The organism is Aeromonas sp. V90_14, from assembly GCF_029967615.1.
In the GTDB taxonomy this organism is placed as follows: domain Bacteria; phylum Pseudomonadota; class Gammaproteobacteria; order Enterobacterales; family Aeromonadaceae; genus Aeromonas; species Aeromonas hydrophila.
On record NZ_JASCAS010000028.1, the window covers coordinates 45,982 to 65,181 of the forward strand.

The following is a 19,200-nucleotide window of genomic DNA, read 5'->3' on the forward strand; positions in this document are numbered from 1 at the left end:
CAACGAAACAAGGATGTTCATGAAAATTTCAAGCAAGTTGCTGCTCAGCTTCTGTTTTATCAATCTGCTGGTGATCCTCTCTTCCAGCCTCGTCTACCACCAGCTCGGTCGCATCGGACAGGCCGGCAGCGCCCTGCTGGAGCAGGCTCTGCCCGCCCTGCAACGGGATGAGGCCAGCCAGAAGGCGCTGGTGGCGACCATCTCCTCTCTGCGGGCCTATCTCATCCTGGGCAAGGATCCGGCGCAGGCCGCCCGCCTCAAACAGGAGTGGGAGGGGGCCTGGCAGGTGATCGAGCATCAGCAGTTCACCGCCGAGCTGGCCCGCTCGCTCAAGGCCTTCAAGACCAGCCAGCAGAAGGTGTGGGACATCGCCCATACCGACGAGAACCTGCCCGCCCATACCCTGATGCTGCAGGAGGCCGGGCCGCTGGCGGAGTCGGCCCTCGATCAGCTGCAGTCCTTTGCCAACGAAGAGGTGGCCACCCCGCAGGATCAGCTGCCCGGCGATCGCCGCCTGCTGCTCAAGCAGGTGGGGGATGCCTACAACGGTCTCTCCAATGCGCTCTCCGCCCTGCGCGACTTCCTCATCTCCGGCGATCCGGACTATCGCACCAAATACCAGGATTATTACCAGTTCCACCAGCAGCGGGTGGCCGAGCTGAAACAGCAGGAGGCCAACTTTACCGAGGCACAGAAGGGGATCTGGTCGCTGTTCGAGGAGATGTCGGCCCCCTTCGCCGAGCTGGTAGGGCAGGTGATCAGCAAGCGGCAGGCACCCGACTGGGATCAGGCCAACCATCTGATGGCGACCGAGATTGAACCGGCTCTCGGTCAGCTGGCGACCCAGCTGGCCGGCCAGGTGACCCAGACCCGCGCCGAGGTGGAAAGCATGGGCCAGAAGATGACCAGCGCCGGTCAGGCCATCAATCGCACCCTGCTGCTGGCCACCCTGACCGTGATCGTGCTGGGTACCCTGGTGGCGCTGCTGTTCAGTCGCCGCCTGACCCGGGACATCGCCAGCCTGGTGCTGCGGGCCGATCTGGTGGCCAACGGTCGGCTGCCGGCCCGTCCCCTGCCGGTGCAGAGCCAGGATGAGCTGGGCGGGCTGACGGGCTCCATCAACCAGATGTCCGGCCAGCTGCGTCAGCTGGTGGGGGAGATCCAGGGGGCGGTGGGGCAGGTGGACGGGGCCTGCGGCGAGGTGGGCAGCACCACCCGCGCCATCGTCACCGATCTGGCCAGCCAGAATCAGCGGGTCGATACGGTGGCGGCGGCCATCGAGCAGATGTCGGTCAGTACCCGGGATGTGGCGGGCAATATCGCCGAAGCGGCGCGGGCCGCTCAGCAGGCAGAACAGCAGACTCGCCAGGGCGGCCACGAGCTGGCCCGCATGACCGCCACCATGCAGCAGATTGCCGCCATGATTGCCGAGGCGAACGAGGCGATGGGCCAGCTCAGCAGCCAGAGCGAGCAGGTGGGACGCGTCACCGAGGTGATCGCCACCATCGCCGAGCAGACCAATCTGCTGGCGCTCAATGCCGCCATCGAGGCGGCGTGGGCCGGCGAGCAGGGGCGCGGGTTTGCCGTGGTGGCCGACGAGGTGCGGCTGCTGGCGAGCCGCACCAGCCAGTCCACCGAGGAGATCAGCCAGACCATCGCCAGCATCCAGCAGCAGACCCGCCAGACCGTCAACACGGTCGGCAGCGGTACCCGCTTGGTGGAAGAGGGGCGTGGCGCCGTCGACTCGGTGACCGGTACCCTGAATGCCATGTTGCAGCTGGTGCAGGATCTGTCGGGCCAGCTGGGGGCCATCGCCACCGCGACCGAGCAGCAGTCACGGGTGGCCCAGGAGGTGGCGGGAACGGTGGAGGAGATCGCCGGGCTCAGCCGGCAGTCGAGCCAGCGCAGCCAGCAGGGGGAGGAGATAGTGGCCAGGCTGGCGCAGGATACCGGCCGCTTGACGGCAGTGATCAGCCGCTTCGAACTGGATGCCTGAGGCGGACGAGGACCATGAAAACGGGGCAGGCCGCTGGGCCTGCCCCGTTTTTTTAGCCTCGCTGGCGCAAGAGATGGTTGCTCGGGCCAGCCAGCGGGAGTTCGACGTTGATTGCCGGGTCAGTCCAGCCGGCGGAAAGACTGGTTGTCGAAGCTGCTGCTGGTTTCCTGGTTGAGCAGGCTCACCAGCAGGATCGCCCGCTTGTCGCCGTCCGGCTCCAGATAGATGGCCTCGAAGCCGGCCAGCGGACCGGATTCTATCAGCACCTTGTCGCCCTGGGTCGGCAGGCTGGCGTAGCTGGCGCGCGCCTCGTCGCTGTCGTCCCGGCTCATCAGCTGATAGACCAGCTGGCTGCTGATGGAGGTCCACTCCCGACCGAAGTGGATGATGCGGCTGATACCGCGGGTCGACTTCAGGGTGACCGGGGTGACCTCTTCCAGATCCACGTAGATGAACAGATAGTTGGGGAACATGGGCTCCCGCACCGGGACACGCTTGCCCCGCCGCAGTTTTTCAATTTCCACCATGGGGTAGTAGGACTCGATCCCCTGGGCTTCGAGATGGGCGCGGGCGCGGGCCTCTTCTTTTGGCTTGCAGTAGGCCAGATACCATTTTTTCATGTGCTGAATATGTTCGTGTTGCCGTGCTCGCCGATATGATAACGGCAGCAAAAAAAAAGGCCACGCATTGCGTGGCCTTTTTTGCCGAGTGAGTGATTACCAACCTTTCACCAGGCCGCCCTTGAACAGTTCCAGCCCTTTCTTGTAGACGTCGTCGGTCTGGAAAGCCTGTACGAACTGTTTGACCTTCTCGTCGTCCTTGTTGTTGTCACGGGCGACGATCAGGTTGACGTAGGGGGATTCTTTATCCTCAACAAACAGACCGTTCTCGGTCGGGGTCAGGCCAATCTGACCGGCGAAGGTGTTGTTGATGATGGCCAAGTCCACGTCTTCCAGCGAGCGCGGCAGCTGGGCAGCTTCCAGCTCGACGATCTTGAAGTTGCGCGGGTTGCTGGCGATGTCCAGTACGGTCGCTTCCAGACCGGCGCCTTCCTTCAGCTTCAGCAGACCTTGCTTCTCCAGCAGGATCAGGGAGCGGCCCAGGTTGGTCGGATCGTTCGGCACCGCGATCTGGGCGCCATCTTTCAGCTCGCTCAGCGCCTTGATCTTCTTGGAGTAACCGGCGATCGGGTAGACGAAGGTGTTGCCGACCGGCACCAGCTTGAAGCCACGATCACGGATCTGGGCATCCAGATAGGGCTTGTGCTGGAAGGCGTTGACGTCGATGCTGCCATCGTTCAGCGCCACGTTCGGGGTGACGTAGTCGGAGAAGTTGACCACCTCGACGGTCAGGCCGTATTTCTCCTTGGCCACTTTGGCGGCCACTTCAACCAGTTCGGTTTCGGGGCCGGCGATGGCGCCTACTTTCAGGGTCTTGTTCTCTTCTTTTTGACCGCAACCGGCCAGTACCAGAGTGGCCAGCAGGGCTGCCGCAACGGATTTGATGCCAAATTTCATAAAACCTCCTGTCAGAAATCGACGATTAACGATGATCACATTTGTTGACCAGGCGCTCACCCGCGCTCTGGATGAGTTGAACCAGTACGACCAGAATAACCACGGTCACCAGCATGACGGTCGGGTCGAAGCGCTGATAGCCGTAACGAATACCCACATCGCCCAGACCACCGCCCCCGATGGCACCGGCCATGGCGGAGTAGTTCACCAGCGTGACGAGGGTGATGGTGACGCTGTTGAGGATGCCGGGCAGGGCCTCGGGCAGCAGCACCTTGGTGATGATTTGCAGGGGCTTGGCGCCCATGGCCTTGGCCGCTTCCAGCAGGCCGTCCGGCACCTCCATCAGGGCCCCTTCCACCAGACGGGCGATGAAGGGAATGCAACCGACGGTCAGCGGCACGATGGCGGCGATGGTGCCGATGCTGGTGCCGACGATCAGCCGGGTCAGCGGGATGATGGCGACCAGCAGGATGATGAAGGGCACCGAGCGACCCACGTTGACCACCATGCCCAAGGTACGGTTGAGCAGCGGGTTGGCCAGGATCTGGCCGGCCTTGGTCACGTGCAGTGCCACACCGAGCGGCAGACCGAGCAGGCAGCCGAACAGGGCGGAGGCAAACACCATGATGAGGGTGTCGCCCAGGGCCGTGAACAGCAGATTAATCATGGCTTCGGACATAACCCATTACCTCCAGCTGAATATGGTTGTCGATGAGGAACTGCTGGGTCGCCTCGCACTGGGCTTCATCCCCGAACAGTTCTGCCAGCAGGAAGCCGAACTTGACCCCGCCGGCGTATTCGATGTCGGCGCTCAGGATGCTGATGTCGATGTTGAAACGGCGGCTCGCCTCGGAGATGAGCGGCGTGTCGACCGTGCTGCCGGTAAAGCCGAGCTTCACCAGCGGATAGCTGCCGGGGACCCGCTCCGCACTCATCCGATCCTGATACTCCTGGGGCACTTCCAGATGGATGGTGGAGTGGATGAAATCCCGCGCCAGCTGGGTCTTGGCATTGCTGAAGAACCAGGCCACTTCACCCTGTTCGATCAGCCGGCCGTCGCTGATGATGGCCACTTCGTCACAGATCCCCTTCACCACGTCCATCTCGTGGGTGATGAGCAGGATGGTGAGCCCCAGCTTGACGTTGATCTCCTTGAGCAGGGTCAGGATCGAGCGGGTGGTCTGCGGGTCTAGGGCCGAGGTGGCCTCGTCGCACAGCAGTACCTTGGGGGCCGGCGCCAGCGCCCGGGCGATGGCGACCCGCTGTTTCTGGCCACCGGAGAGCTCGGACGGATAGGCGTGGGCACGGGCTTCCAGCCCGACCAGTGCCAGCAGCTCTTCGACCCGTTGCTGGATCTTCTCTTTGCTCCAGCCCGCCAGCTCCAGCGGAAAGGCGATGTTGGCGGAGACGGTACGGGAGGCGAGCAGGTTGAAGTGCTGGAAAATCATCCCGATCTGGCGGCGAGCCTGGGTCAGATCCCGTTCGCTCAGGGCGACCAGATCCTGGCCGTCGACGATGACCTGACCTTCCGTCGGGCGCTCCAGCAGGTTGACGCAGCGGATGAGGGTGCTCTTGCCGGCACCGGAGGCGCCGATCACCCCGAAAATTTTGCCTTGCGGCACATGCAGGCTCACGTCACGCAGGGCGTGCACGGCATCACTGCCTTTACCGTAGACTTTGTTGAGACCGATCAACTTAATCATGGATTCTTCCGTGCTAACAGCCTTAAAGCACAGGGCGCTACAGGCGGGTGAATTGGGCAGAGGTTTCACTGGGTTGCTCTGCCATCATGGAGGATGATGCTAAGATGTCTGGATGGCCGTGTCAACGCGTGTTTATACATCTAGACGTCTAAAAAAGTGCTAAGGATTCCCGCCTGCCGACTAACGCCGACGGTGATCTCGCTCACATCAATATTGTATTTGGTGGTATGGCATGATCACCGAATATCACATGGTAAATATCCGCTTACAACCTCCTTTATTAGCCGCCAACCGGATTCACCTGCTCATCCTTTTATTGCCTCCGGGCCGGCACAAATCATTCCACTTTGTATCGATCGCTGCTTTCTTGGCCACTGGCTTGATGCAGCACAACAAGGGCCGCGCTTTGGCTTGGATTGCAATTGCCTGTTTTTTATACTTAAAGGGCACGATATACAGGAGGGCAACCTGATGCGATTTCAACAAATCAAAGACTTGCTGCTCTATCTGGAGCAGGTGCATCACCAGCTTGGGCTCGGTTACGGGCGTCTCATGGCACAGGTGGATGGCGAGCGCAGCCGGCTGCTGCTGGCCTATCTGCAGCAGCGCGAGGAGGCGGCAAAGAGCCAGCTGGATGACTACCTGAGTGAACTTGGCGAAGGGGTGAAGGAGACCTGGCTGGAGCGAGGCTTCAGCGAGGATCTGCTGCCCGGGATCCGGCGCCTGAGCCTGCCCGCCACGGCCCAGACCCAGGACATAGTGCAGCTGGTGTGCCGCCAGGAGGAGAAGCTTATCGGTGAGCTCAGCCATCTGGCCAGGGAGTGTCCGACCGAAGAGACGGTGCGGCTGCTCGGCGGCCTGGCCGAGCAGGAGCAGACCCGCCTGACCCGGCTGGTGCACGGCGCTCATCGCCTCGACGACTTATAGGAAATAGCCGGCCGGGCGACAAGTAGGGTGAAAAACGGGCGCTGAAAACAGCAGAGGCCCGGCAATGCCGGGCCTCTGCTGTTTGTTCACGACGGCGTCATGCCGACTGACGGGCGGCGGCGTGCAGGGCGGCGCCTATGATGCCGGCCTGATTGAGGTTGGCGGCCGCCACCAGCGGGGCCCGGGTCTCAATCTTGTCGATGAACTTGTCGAGCTTGGCGGCGCTGCCGCCGCCCAGGATGAAGAGGTCGGGGGAGAACAGAAACTCGAGGCGAGCCAGGTACTTGTTGAAGCGCTTGCCCCAGCGGCCCCAGGAGAGATCCTCGCGCTTGCGCACCGCATCCGAGCAGTAGTGCTCCGCCACCATCCCTTCCAGCATCAGATGACCCAGCTCGGTGTTGGGCAGCAGCTGGCCGTTGACGAACACGGCGGTGCCGATGCCGGTGCCGACCGTGATGAGGATGATGACCCCCTTGCTGCGATCCTTGCCGGTCCCGAAGCGCATCTCGGCCAGGCCGGCCGCATCGGCGTCGTTCAGCACGTGGCAGGGTTGGCCGGTCACGTCGGCGAACAGGTGGGCGACGTCGGTCTCAATCCAGCTCTTGTCGATGTTGGCCGCGCTCTTGGCGATGCCGTTGTGGATGGTGGCGGGAAAGCCGCAGCCCACCGGGCCTTTCCAGTCGAAGTGTTCCACCAGCGCCTTGAGGGTATGAGCCACGGCGGCCGGGGTGGCCGGCTGCGGCGTCACCAGCCGGTGACGTTCGCCAATCAGCTCGCCCGTTGCGGTGTCGACCAGGCATCCCTTGATCCCCGAGCCACCGATATCCACTCCCAACATCTGCATCAGCTTGTTCCTTTTATAGTGCCGACGATCGACCGTCGGCAGAGCATGAAAAAATGGCTTCGATCCGGCAAGGGGCAGATCGTCTATGCGTGATCCGGCAGACCTTTTTCGATGCAGCGGATCAGCAAGCGCGTCTTTTTGTTGTCATCCTGCTGGCGTTTGGCCAGGGTGGCCAGCGCCCATTCGATATGTTCGGCCACCATGGGCTCGGCTGCTGCCAGCGCCTGCTGCAGGGCCGTCATGACCTGCGGGCTGGCCGGGCCGTTGCCAAGGGCCACCGCCAGGTTGCGGCGCCAGCGCTGATAGCCGATGCGACGGATGGGGCTGCCTTCAGTGTGTTTGAGAAACTCGCTCTCGCTCCAGCCCCACAAGGTCAACAGCGGCGGGCGATGCAGATTGGGGCGCGGGCTGAAGTCGGGCTCCGGGCTGGCGTTGGCATAGCGGTTCCAGGGGCAGATGAGCTGGCAGTCGTCACAGCCATAGATGCGATTGCCCATCAGCGGTCGGAACTCTTCGGGGATGGGGCCGTCGTTCTCGATGGTGAGATAGGAGATGCAGCGACGGCCGTCCACCACGTAGGGGGCTATGATGGCGCCGGTGGGGCAGATGTTGATGCAGGCCACGCACTTGCCGCACTGCTCTTTCTCCACCGGCGCATCCAGCGGTAGCGGCAGGCTGAGCAGCAGCTCCCCCAGAAAGAAGAAGGAGCCCGCCGACTCGTTGAGCAGCAGCGAGTGCTTGCCCACCCAGCCGAGGCCGGCCTTGGCCGCCAGCGGCCGCTCCAGAATGGGGGCCGAGTCGACGAAGGGGCGCCAGCCCAGCGCCTCGCAGCGCTGCTCGATGCGCTCCCCCAGCTGCTTGAGCCGGTTGCGCAGCAGCTTGTGGTAGTCGCGCCCCAGGGCATAGCGGCTGATGTAGCCGAGGGTGGGGTCGCGCAGGGTGGCGGCAAAGCCCGCCTCGAACGGCAGATAGTTCATCCGCACCGACAGCACCCGCAAGGTGCCCGGCAGCAGTTCGTGGGGGCGGGCCCGCATCATGCCGTGGCGCGCCATGTAATCCATGCTGCCGTGATGGCCCGCATCGAGCCAGGCCTGCAGTCTGGGCTCCTCGAGGGTGAGATCCGTGTCGGTGATACCGGCCTGGTCGAATCCTAGCTCGCTCGCCCAGAGCTTGATATCTTGGGCCAGTTGATGGAGTTCGGTGGTAGTCATGGGGCCGTCTGCCTGCCCGGGTGCTGACCGGGATGGAGGTGTACTGTCATGCTGTATCGCATCTCTGGGGTCTTGTTGCCGAGGTTGACCGACGGGCATGGCGGTTGCCGTCATACTGCATCATGTGCCCGGTGCCAGCTGGCCCGGATAAATGAATGAGAGTCAGGAGCCGTCATGGTACAGATCATCGGGGATGCTATCAGCGGGAAAGAGGTGCGCAGTTTACCACAATCACTGTGGCGGGCTGAACAGATCCGTGCCCTGGAGCGGGAGTGGGCCGAGCGCGAAGGGCTGGCACTCTACATCCTGATGGAGCGGGCCGGGGCGGCACTGCGCACCTACGCGACCCACCACTGGTCGCACAGCAGATGCTGGTGGATCTTCACCGGTCCCGGCAACAACGGTGGCGACGGTTATGTATTGGCCCGCCTTGCGAGGCAGTTGGGGCTGGAGCCCCAGGTGATAGCGCTGAGGGATCCCGCCGAACTGACGGGAGACGCCAGGCGGGCCGCCGACGAGTGGCTGGCGACGGGGGGCACAGTGGTGTCGGCCGAGGCGGGCGAGCTCGACCGGCTGCCAGCGCCGGACCTGGTGGTCGACGCACTGCTCGGCACCGGTGTCCATACCCGGCTGTCACCGCTTATGACAAAGATCGTCGCAACAATCAATGGTTTGCAGGTGCCTGTGCTATCGGTGGATCTCCCCTCCGGCCTCAATGCCGACACCGGCTGCGCCATGGGGGCCGTGGTGCGTGCCAGCCGCACCCTCACCTTCATCGGTATCAAGCAGGGCATGCTCACCGCCGACGGGGTGGATTGCGTCGGTCGGCTCGACTGCGACCCCCTCGGCGTCAGTGTCCCGCCCGGGTGGCAGGCGGCGGCCGAGCGCATCGATTACCCCTCCCTGCACCCCCGGCTGACGCCGCGCCAGCGCTCGTCCCACAAGGGCTCCCACGGCAAGGTGCTGCTGGTGGGGGGCAATGCGGGGATGCAGGGGGCCATCGTGCTGGCCGCTCGTGCCTGCCTGCGGGCTGGTGCCGGTCTGGTGCGGGTATGTCAGCACCCGAGTCATGGTTCCGTCAGCCTTTATCAAGCCGAGTTGATGAATACGCAGGCCGATGCGGATGAGCACTGGGCCTCGGTGCGGCTGGTGGGGCCGGGACTCGGTCAGGACGAATGGGGTCGGCGCCATTTTGAGTCATTTGTTAACGAGCAGGTGCCGCTGGTATTGGATGCCGATGGATTGAATTGGCTGGCGCAATGTCCCCGTCATCAGGATAATTGGGTGCTCACGCCCCATCCGGGCGAGGCAGCCCGCCTGCTGGGCTGCACCATTGCCGAGATTGCCGCGGATCGTTTTGCCGCGGTGCAGCGTCTGCAGCAGCGTTTCGGCGGTGTGGTGCTGCTCAAGGGGGCGGGGACGCTGATCCACGACGGCAAGGGGATGGCGCTCTGCGACGAGGGCAATCCCGGCATGGCCAGTGGCGGCATGGGCGACCTGTTATCTGGTATAATCGCCGCCCTTTTGGCCCAGGGCTGGTCTGCCGCCGAGGCAACCCGACTGGGCGCCGTGATCCACGGGGAAGCGGCCGATCTGGCCGCTGCAGACGGAGAGCGGGGCATGCTGGCATCGGACCTGCTGCCCTTTATCCGTCGACTGGTAAATCCCGACACCATAACAAGCTAAAGAAGAACATGGCAAAACAGTTGATGATGACACTGCCGGACGAGGCAGCAACAGTGGCACTGGGTGGCCGACTGGCCCACGCCTGCCAGCAGGCAACCACGGTGTTCTTGCACGGCTCTCTCGGGGCCGGCAAAACTACCCTGACCCGGGGCTGGGTTCAGGGGTTGGGGCATGAGGGCAAGGTCAAGAGCCCGACCTATACCCTGGTCGAGCCCTATGAGCTGGCCGACTGGCAGCTCTACCACTTCGATCTCTATCGATTGGCCGACCCGGAGGAGCTGGAGTTCATGGGGATCCGTGACTACTTCGGCGCCAATACCCTCTGTCTGGTGGAGTGGCCGGAGAAAGGGGAAGGCTGGCTGCCCGCCCCCGATCTCGACATTACCCTGAGTTATGCAAACGAGCAGCGCGAGGTCCTGATAGAGGCCCGCACCGCTATTGGCGAAGCCATTCTGGAACGGTTGTCATCTACGTGCGCTTGATCCTTGTTATTGCCCTCTCCCTGCTGGCCTTACCCTCCTGGGCGAATCAGCTCAAAAGCGTGCGGGTGTGGCCGTCGCCGGACAACACCCGGGTGGTGCTCGACATGAGCAGCGCCCCCAATTACAACTACTTCACCCTGACCGGCCCCGACCGGCTGGTGATCGACCTCAAAGGGGCGAGCAACGTCACCAATCTGGCCCGCATCGAGAACAAGAGCGAGCTGGTGCGCAAGATCCGCGAGAGCTCGCCGCTGGAGAAGGGCGGTCTGCGGCTGGTGCTGGATCTCAGCTCCACCATCAAGCCGGTGGTGTTCCCGCTGGCACCGGCGGGGCCCTACGGCCACCGTCTGGTGATCGACCTGCCGTACGAAGAGAAGGCCTCCGCCACGGTGCAAGCCACGCCGGTGGGTGGCAAGGGCAAGGGGGTGGTGATCGCCATCGACCCGGGCCACGGCGGCGAAGACCCTGGCTCCATCGGCCCGCGTCGCACTTACGAGAAGCGGGTGACCCTGGCGGTCTCCCAGAAGCTGGCCGCCCTCATCGACCGCGAGCCCGGCATGCGTGCCGTGCTGACCCGGCGCGGCGACTATTTCGTCGATCTGAACAAACGCTCCGAAATTGCCCGCAAGGCCAAGGCCGACCTGCTGGTGTCGGTGCACGCCGACAGCTTCCACAATTCGACCCCGCGTGGTGCCTCCGTCTGGGTACTGTCGACCAACCGCGCCAACCGCGAGATGGGCAGCTGGCTGGAGAAACAGGAGAAGCAGGGCGAGCTGCTGGGGGGCGTCGGCAAGGTGTTGGCCGAATCGGACCCGAACCCCTATCTGGCGCAGACCTTCCTCGACCTCTCCATGGACAAGTCCCGTGCCGAGGGCTATGACGTCAGCCGCCAGATCCTGCGCTCGCTGGGCCGGGTTGCCAGGTTGCACAAGAAGGCACCGGAGCACGCCAGTCTGGCGGTGCTGAAGGCGCCGGATATCCCCTCCGTGCTGGTGGAGACGGGCTTTATCTCCAACCACGCCGAAGAGCAGCTGCTGGCCACCGCCAGCTATCAGGATCAGCTGGCCCGCGCCATCTTCGAAGGCATCCGCAACTACTACCGTGCCCATCCGACCAAGGGGGCCATGCTCACCGGCAAGGGGCAGGGTAGCAACAAGCAGGCGGCGGTCAGCCGACCCGCCCCCGCCAGCAAGCCGGTCGCCGTCAGCAAGCCGGCGGCGCAACCGGTGCAGCAGGTGGTGACCAACCGGATGCCGGCCACCGAGCCGAATCGTAGCAGTGATGGCGGGGCACCGGTCAGCAGCGTCGGCGGATCCTCGTCCGGCGCCGGGGTGATCAAGCCCTACGTGGTGGCGGCCAAGGAGCCCAGTGCCCCGGTCGCCAGCGTGCAGAGCAACGACAAGGCCAACATGCTCCGTCATGTGGTCACCCGCGGGCAGAGCCTCTCCCGGCTCGCCGAGAAATACGGGGTCAGCCAGGCGCGGTTGGTGGAGATCAACAAGCTCAAGTCGCGGGACATCCAGATAGGGCAGGTGCTCTATATTCCGCAAAAATAGCGCAGGATGAGCCGCAGGACCCGTCCCTGCCACTGACAGGGACGGGTCCGGTGAGCCGTCATCGAATCCCGCCGATTACCCGCGCCTTTAATCATCAGGAGTCAGTGATGCCGATCCGTATCTTGTCCCCTGTGCTGGCCAGCCAGACGAGCGTGGGCTGTGGTACGGCGGCGTGGCTCTCATCCGGGGCGATTGCCACAGCCACCCCGTTCAACCAGCAGGAGTAAGCGATGCCAATCCGTATATTGCCGCCGATTCTGGCCAACCAGATTGCTGCCGGTGAGGTGGTGGAGCGGCCCTCCTCCGTGGTCAAGGAGCTGGTGGAAAACAGCCTGGATGCGGGCGCCGACCGGGTCGAGATCGATATCGACAAGGGCGGTGCCAAGCTCATTCGCATTCGCGACAATGGCGGTGGTGTCGCCAAGGACGAGCTGGTGCTGGCGTTGTCGCGCCACGCCACCTCCAAGGTGGCGACTCTCGACGATCTGGAAGGGATCAACAGCCTGGGCTTTCGCGGCGAGGCGCTTGCCTCCATCAGTTCGGTCTCCCGGCTCACTTTCACCTCCCGCACGGCGGAGCAGAGCGAGGCCTGGCAGGCGCAGGCTGAAGGGCGCGAGATGAGCGTCACCGTCAAGCCGGCGGCCCACCCGGTGGGCACCACGGTGGAGGTGGTGGACCTCTTCTTCAACACCCCGGCGCGGCGCAAGTTCATGCGTAGCGAAAAGACCGAGTTCGCCCACATCGACGAGCTGGTGCGCCGCATCGCGCTCTCCCGCTTCGACGTCACCCTGATCCTGCGCCACAACGGCAAGGTGGTGCGTCAGTACAAGGCCGCCAATACGGTGGCGGAGCAGGAGCGCCGGCTCGTCGCGGTGTGCGGCTCTCCCTTCATGCACCACGCGCTGGCGGTGGAGAGCGAGCACAGCGACGTGCGGCTGTGGGGCTGGCTGGCGACCCCCGAGGGCGCCAGACCGCAGAACGATCTGCAATACACCTATGTCAACGGCCGCATGATGCGCGACAAGCTCATCAATCATGCCATTCGTCAGGCCTATGACGAGCTGCTGCCGGCCGACCGGTTCGCGGCCTACGTGCTCTACATCGAGCTGGATCCGCGTCAGGTGGACGTCAACGTCCATCCGGCCAAGCATGAGGTGCGTTTTCATCAGGCACGCCTCATTCACGACTTTATCTTTCAGGCGCTGTTTACTGCCCTGCGCCAGCAAGGAGCGGCCAGCGACGAGCCCCTGGCCGAGACCCTGGTCGAGCTGCCGGTCAGTGCCCCCATCGAGTATCCGGGTCAGGCTCCCAGAGCCGAGTGGTATGGCGCCGAGCACAACTACCGGGCGCCGGCTCGGGAAGTGCGGGAAGGCAGTAGTACCGGGCGGGCCGGCAACTACCAGCCGCCCGAGCCCCCCAGCCGGGAGGCGATGCGCGGCATGGGATCGCTGCTCACCACCCTGCCGGCGGTGCAGGGTACGCCGCTGGCAGAGGCAGAAACCGCGCCTGTTGCTGCCGTGCCCGCCAAAGCGGGGACGTGGCGGGCATTGACCCTGGTGGAACAGGCCTATCTGTTGCTGGAGCGGGACAACCGGCTGGCCCTGCTGTCGCTGGTGCGGGCCGAGCGCCTGCTGCTGCGCCACTGGCTGCTGGAAACCTGGGGCCAGGGGCTGGCGGCCCAGCCACTGCTGCTGCCGGTCTCCTTCAAGCTGCCGAAAAACCTGGTCGCGCTGGTCGAAGAGCAGGATCGTTTGCTCAAACGGATGGGGCTGGAGTTGAAAAGCGGCGGGCGCGACACCATGATCCTGACTCGGGTGCCGGCGTTGCTGCGCCAGACCGATCTGGTGCGCTTATTACCCGAATTGCTGCAACTGATCGAGAGCGGATCTGACAGTGATGCCGGCCAGCAGGCTGAAGTACTATGCCAATGGCTGGTGGAGCAGGGGATAAGTCGCGAAAAAGTATACGATTTTGCCACGGCCAACCGCCTGCTGACGGAACTTGTTGCCGATTTCAGTGACCAACTGGCAGACGTTCGCATGGTGCGCCCGCTGGCGCTGGCGCTGGCGAGCGTGCTGGCCGAGTTTGCCGATGGCCATTGAGGGGAATGTCCCTCTTGAACCCATAAACCAGTTTTTTGCAGGTGCGCCGCACAGGCGGCGACCATGCAAGGGGAGTTTTTTACGTGGCTGACTTGCCGACTGCAATTTTTCTGATGGGGCCGACGGCCTCCGGCAAGACGGATCTCGCCATCGAACTGTGCCAGGCGCTGCCCTGCGACATTATCAGCGTGGATTCCGCGCTCATCTATCGCGGCATGGATATCGGCACGGCCAAGCCGACCGCCGATGAACTGGCAAGAGCCCCGCACCGGCTGATCGATATCCTGGACCCCGCCATGAGCTATTCGGCGGCCGATTTTTGCCGCGATGCGCTGCGGGAGATGAAAGAGATTGCCGAGCGCGGCCGCATTCCGCTGCTGGTGGGCGGCACCATGCTCTATTTCAAGGCGCTGCAGGAAGGGCTCTCTCCGTTGCCCTCCGCCGACCCCGTCATTCGGGCCGGCATCGAGGAGGAGGCCGCCCGTCTGGGCTGGCAGGCACTGCACGATGAACTGGTGCGCATCGACCCGGTGGCCGGTGCCCGCATCCATCCCAATGACCCGCAACGGCTCAGCCGGGCGCTCGAGGTCTACCGCATCAGCGGCAAGACGCTCACCGAGCTGACCCAAGTGCAGGGGGAGGGGCTGCCCTATCGGGTGCTGCAGTTTGCCATCGCACCGAGCGATCGCGCCGTGCTGCACCAGCGCATCGAGCTGCGCTTTGACAAGATGCTGCAGGGCGGCTTTGAACAGGAAGTCAGGGCGCTCTATCAACGGGGCGATCTCACCCCGGATCTTCCCTCCATCCGCTGCGTGGGATACCGCCAAATGTGGGACTACCTGGCGGGGGAAGTGGAGTATGATGAGATGCGCTATCGCGGAATTGTTGCCACCCGCCAGTTGGCCAAGCGTCAAATGACCTGGTTGCGCGGTTGGTCTGATGTGACCTGGTTGGAATCTGGTGAGTCTGGCAATCTGGCAAGGGTCGTCGCCCGTGCCGGAGTGGCTTGACACTCCTGTATAATCAGGTTGTTATATTGATATCCGGTGTTTAAAAACAACAAACTATAAGGAAAAGAAGATGGCTAAGGGGCAATCTCTCCAAGACCCGTTTTTGAATGCGCTGCGCCGTGAGCGGATTCCTGTTTCTATCTATTTGGTGAACGGCATCAAACTGCAGGGTCAGATCGAATCGTTTGACCAGTTTGTCATTTTGCTGAAGAACACCGTGAGCCAGATGGTCTACAAGCACGCCATCTCTACCGTGGTGCCGGCCCGTGCCGTCAACCACCACCAGCATGCGCCGGGCGCGGCTGGCGAAGAGCAGGGTGAAGCCGAGGCGTGATATCCCGGGACGAGGCGACTCGTCAACCCAGATTCATCATGATTCCTGTCAAGGAGCAAGCGCTTGTTTGACCGTTATGAAGCCGGCGAACAGGCCGTTCTGGTACATGTCAACTTCAGTGATGAGGGTGAGCGGGAGGATCTGGAAGAGCTCAAGATGCTGGTGAGCTCGGCCGGGGTCAATGCGCTGGGGGTGATCACCACCAGCCGCAGTGCGCCCAGCGCCAAATTTTTTGTCGGCAGCGGCAAGGCTGAAGAGATAGCGTCCCAGGTCCAGATGCTGGATGCCGACGTCGTCATCTTCAACCATGCCCTGACCCCTGCCCAGGAGCGCAACCTGGAGCGTCTGTTCCAGTGCCGGGTAGTGGACAGGACCGGCCTGATCCTCGATATCTTTGCCCAGCGCGCCCGTACCCACGAAGGCAAGTTGCAGGTCGAACTGGCCCAGTTACGCCATCTTTCTACTCGCCTGGTGCGAGGCTGGACCCACCTTGAACGTCAGAAGGGCGGGATCGGCCTGCGCGGCCCGGGTGAAACTCAGCTGGAAACCGACCGTCGCCTGTTGCGTGAGCGCATCAAGGCGATTTTGCGTCGGCTCGACAAGGTGGCCAAACAGCGGGAGCAGGGGCGTCGTGCCCGCAACCGCAACGAGGTGCCGACCGTTTCCCTGGTGGGTTACACCAACGCCGGAAAGTCCACTTTGTTCAACCAACTTACAGCTGCCAGCGTGTATGCTGCCGACCAATTGTTCGCAACCTTGGATCCGACCCTGCGCAAATTGGTGATCCAGGATGTGGGTGATGTGATTCTGGCGGATACAGTTGGATTTATTCGACACTTGCCCCATGATCTGGTCGCGGCCTTCAAGGCGACGCTGCAGGAGACCCGCGAAGCGGACCTGCTGCTGCACGTGGTGGACTGTGCCGATGAGCAGATGCAGGAAAATATCGAGTCGGTGCAGCAGGTGCTGGCCGAGATCGAAGCCGATGACCGACCCCAGCTGATGATCTGCAACAAGATCGACAAGCTGGGTGAACATCCGGTCGGGCTGGAGCGTGACGAAGAGGGGCGCCCGGTACGGGTCTGGCTGTCAGCCCAGACCGGGGAAGGGTGTGCGGACCTGTTTACGGCACTGACTGAATTGCTGGCCGGATCCATGGTGCACCACACCCTGCAGTTGCCGCCTTCGGCCGCCAGATTGCGCAGTGCGCTCTATCGCCTCAAGGGCATCGAGCAGGAAGGTTTCAGCGAGGAGGGGGATTTTGTGTTGGAAGTCCGCCTGCAACTGGCTGACTGGAACCGCCTCATGAAACAAGAAGGTGAGAGTTTACAACGCTTTATCAGGCATTGATTTGTCGATGAGATGAATGTTTGCTGGCTTCATCAACGGTTGATGGCCCGATAGAGATGATATCCATCCGCATGTATTAATGGAGACGCTGATGGCTTGGAATGAGCCTGGTAACAACGGCAAAGACCGTGACCCCTGGGGGAACAACGGCAAGAATCAGGGACCCCCTGATTTGGACGAGATGCTGCGCAAGGTGAGCCGCCGTTTTGGTGGTCTGCTCGGTGGCGGCAAGTCTGGTGGTGGCGATGTAGGCAAGTTTGGCCTCTCCATCGCCCTGGTGGTGGCGGTAGTGGTGTGGGTCGTCAGCGGCTTCTATACCATTCGTGAAGCCGAGCGGGGCGTGGTGCTGCGCTTTGGCGAATACTCCCACAACGTGGATCCCGGCCTGCGCTGGAAGCCAACCTTCATCGACCGGGTGATCCCGGTGGACGTGGAATCGGTTCGCTCCCTGCCGGCTTCCGGTTTCATGCTGACCCAGGACGAGAACGTGGTGCGGGTCGAGATGGACGTGCAGTATCGCGTGGTCGACCCGGAGCAGTATCTGTTCAGCGTCACCAACGCCGACGAGAGTCTGAGCCAGGCCACCGACAGCGCCCTGCGTTACGTGGTGGGTCACACCCGGATGGATGACGTGCTGACCACCGGTCGTGAGAAGGTGCGCCAGGAGACCTGGCAGGTGATCGACAGCATCATCGAGCCGTATCACATGGGTCTGCAGATCGTCGACGTCAACTTCCTGCCGGCACGTCCGCCGGAAGAGGTGAAAGACGCCTTCGATGACGCCATCTCCGCCCAGGAAGATGAACAGCGCTTCATTCGTGAAGCCGAAGCCTATGCCCGTGAAGTGGAGCCGAAGGCCCGTGGTCAGGTCAAGCGTCTGGAGCAGGAGGCCGAAGCCTACAAGTCCCAGATCGTGCTGAAGGCCAAGGGTGAAGTCGCTCGCTTCAACGAGTTGCTGCCCCAGTATCAGGCTGCGCCCGAGCTGACCCGCGATCGTATCTACCTGGAGACCATGGAAGAGCTGTATCAGCAGGCCAACAAGGTGGTGGTCGACATGCCGGCTGGCAACAACAGCATGATCTATCTGCCGCTCGACAAGCTTTCCGGCAAGGCGACCGCAGTGCAACCGACCCGTCCGGCAGGTGCGCCGGTGGTGGAACAGACCCCGCCGTCCAACGAAGGGGCCAACTCCACTCCGACTCCGCTGCGTAGCGGTGACCGTTTCAGCTCAGGGAGAAACTAATAGATGAAAAAGATAGCTATTGGTGTCATCGCTGTGGCCGCCATGGTCTGCTTCTCGTCGGTCTTCATCGTCGATGAAGGCCAGAAGGGCATTGTGGTGCAGTTCGGCAAGGTGAAGCGGGTCGACTCCGGTGAACCGCGCCTGTACGAGCCGGGCCTGCACTTCAAAGTGCCGCTCATCGACCAGGTTCGCAAGATGGATGCCCGCATCCAGACCCTGGAAGGCCAGGCGGATCGCTTCGTTACGTCCGAGAAGAAAGATCTCATCATCGACTCCTACGTGAAGTGGAAGATCGAGGACTTCTCCAAGTACTACCTGGCGACCGGTGGTGGCAACAAGATCCAGGCCGAAGACCTGCTCAAGCGCAAGATCAACAACGGTCTGCGTTCCGAGATCGGTAACCGCACCATCAAGGACATCGTCTCCGGTGAGCGCAGTACCGTGATGGAAGATGCCCTGATGAAGATGGCGCGCTCCTCCGAGCTCGGCATCAAGGTGGTTGATGTGCGCATCAAGCAGATCAACCTGCCGGTGGAAGTTTCCAGCTCCATCTATCAGCGGATGCGTGCCGAGCGGACTGCGGTAGCCCGTGAGCATCGCTCCCAGGGCCGCGAGCAGGCCGAGATCCTGCGCGCCGACATCGACCGCAAGGTGACAGTGATGATCGCCGACGCCGAGAGTAACGCCCGTCAGCTGCGTGGTGAAGGGGATGCCGAGGCCGCTAAGATCTATGCCGACAGCTACAAGAAAGACCCCGAGTTTTTCAGCTTCGTGCGCAGCATGGAGGCCTATCGCAAGAGCTTTGCCGGTGGCAATGACCTGATGGTCCTCAAGCCGGACAGCGAGTTCTTCCGCTACCTCAAGTCGCCGCACGGCAGCAAGCAGTAAGCGAGTCGCAATGATACCCAAGGGCCTGATGATTCAGGCCCTTTTGTTTGGCGGTCAGGGGGTTGCCGGTGCTCCGGCAGCTTGTGGACATTGTGGTTGAGAGGAGAGGTGATGCTGACATCCATCTTGATGGGACTGGGCTTGCTGTTGCTGTTCGAGGGGCTGGGACCGCTGCTGATGCCGCGCGCCTGGCAACAGATGTTGCGGCTGCTGAGCGAGCAGCCCACCGAGCAGCTGCGCCGCATCGGCGGCTGTCTGGTGGTGGCCGGGGCCGTGATTCTGTGGGCGCTGGCACGTTAGAGGATGGTCTGAGTGAGCCAGACTGTGTTTGCCAGACAATAAAAAAGAGGC

Annotated in this window: 18 protein-coding genes; 12 read left to right on the forward strand and 6 right to left on the reverse strand. The window is 62.8% G+C overall.

All coding sequences use genetic code 11. From position 1 onward, the window contains the following. Window positions 1–19 precede the first annotated feature (19 nt). Entirely contained in the window at window positions 20–1,996 is a 1,977-nt protein-coding gene (locus QLG02_RS10530) for a methyl-accepting chemotaxis protein (RefSeq protein WP_282465134.1), read from the forward strand. A gap of 119 nt (window positions 1,997–2,115) precedes the next feature. On the opposite strand, the gene rfaH is transcribed toward QLG02_RS10530, so the two are convergent. The 4 genes from rfaH to metN form a co-directional block, all read right to left on the reverse strand. Then, entirely contained in the window at window positions 2,116–2,616 is a 501-nt protein-coding gene (gene rfaH, locus QLG02_RS10535) for a transcription/translation regulatory transformer protein RfaH (protein WP_016349600.1), read from the reverse strand. Window positions 2,617–2,712: 96 nt separating this feature from the next. Continuing rightward, window positions 2,713–3,513: a methionine ABC transporter substrate-binding lipoprotein MetQ gene (metQ, locus tag QLG02_RS10540; RefSeq protein ID WP_011704853.1), complete on the reverse strand. Its 801-nt coding sequence runs from the start codon at window positions 3,511–3,513 to the stop codon at window positions 2,713–2,715. A 25-nt stretch (window positions 3,514–3,538) separates the two neighbouring features. Then, entirely contained in the window at window positions 3,539–4,192 is a 654-nt protein-coding gene (locus QLG02_RS10545; protein ID WP_011704854.1) for a methionine ABC transporter permease, read from the reverse strand. Then, complete coding sequence (metN, locus tag QLG02_RS10550) at window positions 4,173–5,216, reverse strand: methionine ABC transporter ATP-binding protein MetN (protein ID WP_024944324.1); 1,044 nt, start codon at window positions 5,214–5,216, stop codon at window positions 4,173–4,175. The genes QLG02_RS10545 and metN overlap by 20 nt, the downstream gene beginning before the upstream one ends. 471 nt (window positions 5,217–5,687) lie before the next feature. On the opposite strand from metN, the gene QLG02_RS10555 reads away from it, so the two are divergent. Continuing rightward, window positions 5,688–6,143, forward strand: coding sequence for a hypothetical protein (locus tag QLG02_RS10555; protein ID WP_026080396.1), 456 nt, complete (start codon window positions 5,688–5,690; stop codon window positions 6,141–6,143). A gap of 97 nt (window positions 6,144–6,240) precedes the next feature. On the opposite strand, the gene ppgK is transcribed toward QLG02_RS10555, so the two are convergent. Together ppgK and queG are read right to left on the reverse strand one after the other, a co-directional pair. Continuing rightward, window positions 6,241–6,987 carry a polyphosphate--glucose phosphotransferase gene (gene ppgK / locus QLG02_RS10560; protein ID WP_282465135.1) on the reverse strand — a complete coding sequence of 249 codons (747 nt, stop codon included), beginning with the start codon at window positions 6,985–6,987 and terminating at the stop codon, window positions 6,241–6,243. 83 nt (window positions 6,988–7,070) lie between these two features. Further along, complete coding sequence (queG, locus tag QLG02_RS10565; protein ID WP_024944326.1) at window positions 7,071–8,198, reverse strand: tRNA epoxyqueuosine(34) reductase QueG; 1,128 nt, start codon at window positions 8,196–8,198, stop codon at window positions 7,071–7,073. Window positions 8,199–8,372: 174 nt separating this feature from the next. Here queG and QLG02_RS10570 point away from each other — a divergent pair, with 174 nt between their 5' ends. From QLG02_RS10570 to QLG02_RS10615, 10 genes are all read left to right on the forward strand, one after another. Then, window positions 8,373–9,884: an NAD(P)H-hydrate dehydratase gene (locus tag QLG02_RS10570; protein WP_282465136.1), complete on the forward strand. Its 1,512-nt coding sequence runs from the start codon at window positions 8,373–8,375 to the stop codon at window positions 9,882–9,884. An 8-nt stretch (window positions 9,885–9,892) separates the two neighbouring features. Beyond that, the gene (tsaE, locus tag QLG02_RS10575; RefSeq protein WP_011704860.1) at window positions 9,893–10,366 is read left to right on the forward strand and encodes a tRNA (adenosine(37)-N6)-threonylcarbamoyltransferase complex ATPase subunit type 1 TsaE; all 474 of its coding nucleotides are present in this window, start codon (window positions 9,893–9,895) and stop codon (window positions 10,364–10,366) included. Further along, window positions 10,357–11,922 carry an N-acetylmuramoyl-L-alanine amidase gene (locus QLG02_RS10580; protein WP_270800563.1) on the forward strand — a complete coding sequence of 522 codons (1,566 nt, stop codon included), beginning with the start codon at window positions 10,357–10,359 and terminating at the stop codon, window positions 11,920–11,922. The genes tsaE and QLG02_RS10580 overlap by 10 nt, the downstream gene beginning before the upstream one ends. A 230-nt stretch (window positions 11,923–12,152) precedes the next feature. Continuing rightward, window positions 12,153–14,024 carry a DNA mismatch repair endonuclease MutL gene (gene mutL / locus QLG02_RS10585; RefSeq protein ID WP_282465137.1) on the forward strand — a complete coding sequence of 624 codons (1,872 nt, stop codon included), beginning with the start codon at window positions 12,153–12,155 and terminating at the stop codon, window positions 14,022–14,024. A 92-nt stretch (window positions 14,025–14,116) separates the two neighbouring features. Continuing rightward, a complete protein-coding gene (miaA, locus tag QLG02_RS10590; RefSeq protein ID WP_282465151.1) occupies window positions 14,117–15,034 on the forward strand; it encodes a tRNA (adenosine(37)-N6)-dimethylallyltransferase MiaA in 918 nt (305 codons plus the stop codon). A 70-nt stretch (window positions 15,035–15,104) separates the two neighbouring features. Next, window positions 15,105–15,368, forward strand: coding sequence for an RNA chaperone Hfq (gene hfq, locus QLG02_RS10595; RefSeq protein WP_011704864.1), 264 nt, complete (start codon window positions 15,105–15,107; stop codon window positions 15,366–15,368). 63 nt (window positions 15,369–15,431) lie between these two features. Continuing rightward, window positions 15,432–16,718 (forward strand): ribosome rescue GTPase HflX, encoded by a 1,287-nt coding sequence (hflX, locus tag QLG02_RS10600; RefSeq protein ID WP_011704865.1) that lies wholly within the window; start codon window positions 15,432–15,434, stop codon window positions 16,716–16,718. 91 nt (window positions 16,719–16,809) lie between these two features. Further along, entirely contained in the window at window positions 16,810–17,961 is a 1,152-nt protein-coding gene (gene hflK, locus QLG02_RS10605; protein WP_077097471.1) for an FtsH protease activity modulator HflK, read from the forward strand. A gap of 3 nt (window positions 17,962–17,964) precedes the next feature. Next, entirely contained in the window at window positions 17,965–18,849 is an 885-nt protein-coding gene (gene hflC / locus QLG02_RS10610; RefSeq protein ID WP_011704867.1) for a protease modulator HflC, read from the forward strand. Between the two features lie 111 nt (window positions 18,850–18,960). Then, window positions 18,961–19,149, forward strand: a complete 189-nt coding sequence (locus QLG02_RS10615; protein ID WP_011704868.1) for a DUF2065 family protein — start codon at window positions 18,961–18,963, stop codon at window positions 19,147–19,149. Window positions 19,150–19,200: the final 51 nt, after the last annotated feature.

Bases quoted from the DNA above. Each gene is read 5' to 3' on its own strand.
- QLG02_RS10530 (WP_282465134.1), top strand. From the start codon at position 20: ATGAAAATTTCAAGCAAGTTGCTGCTCAGCTTCTGTTTTATCAATCTG.
- rfaH (WP_016349600.1), bottom strand. From the start codon at position 2,616: ATGAAAAAATGGTATCTGGCCTACTGCAAGCCAAAAGAAGAGGCCCGC.
- metQ (WP_011704853.1), bottom strand. From the start codon at position 3,513: ATGAAATTTGGCATCAAATCCGTTGCGGCAGCCCTGCTGGCCACTCTG.
- QLG02_RS10545 (WP_011704854.1), bottom strand. From the start codon at position 4,192: ATGTCCGAAGCCATGATTAATCTGCTGTTCACGGCCCTGGGCGACACC.
- metN (WP_024944324.1), bottom strand. From the start codon at position 5,216: ATGATTAAGTTGATCGGTCTCAACAAAGTCTACGGTAAAGGCAGTGAT.
- QLG02_RS10555 (WP_026080396.1), top strand. From the start codon at position 5,688: ATGCGATTTCAACAAATCAAAGACTTGCTGCTCTATCTGGAGCAGGTG.
- ppgK (WP_282465135.1), bottom strand. From the start codon at position 6,987: ATGCAGATGTTGGGAGTGGATATCGGTGGCTCGGGGATCAAGGGATGC.
- queG (WP_024944326.1), bottom strand. From the start codon at position 8,198: ATGACTACCACCGAACTCCATCAACTGGCCCAAGATATCAAGCTCTGG.
- QLG02_RS10570 (WP_282465136.1), top strand. From the start codon at position 8,373: ATGGTACAGATCATCGGGGATGCTATCAGCGGGAAAGAGGTGCGCAGT.
- tsaE (WP_011704860.1), top strand. From the start codon at position 9,893: ATGGCAAAACAGTTGATGATGACACTGCCGGACGAGGCAGCAACAGTG.
- mutL (WP_282465137.1), top strand. From the start codon at position 12,153: ATGCCAATCCGTATATTGCCGCCGATTCTGGCCAACCAGATTGCTGCC.
- hfq (WP_011704864.1), top strand. From the start codon at position 15,105: ATGGCTAAGGGGCAATCTCTCCAAGACCCGTTTTTGAATGCGCTGCGC.
- hflK (WP_077097471.1), top strand. From the start codon at position 16,810: ATGGCTTGGAATGAGCCTGGTAACAACGGCAAAGACCGTGACCCCTGG.
- hflC (WP_011704867.1), top strand. From the start codon at position 17,965: ATGAAAAAGATAGCTATTGGTGTCATCGCTGTGGCCGCCATGGTCTGC.
- QLG02_RS10615 (WP_011704868.1), top strand. From the start codon at position 18,961: ATGCTGACATCCATCTTGATGGGACTGGGCTTGCTGTTGCTGTTCGAG.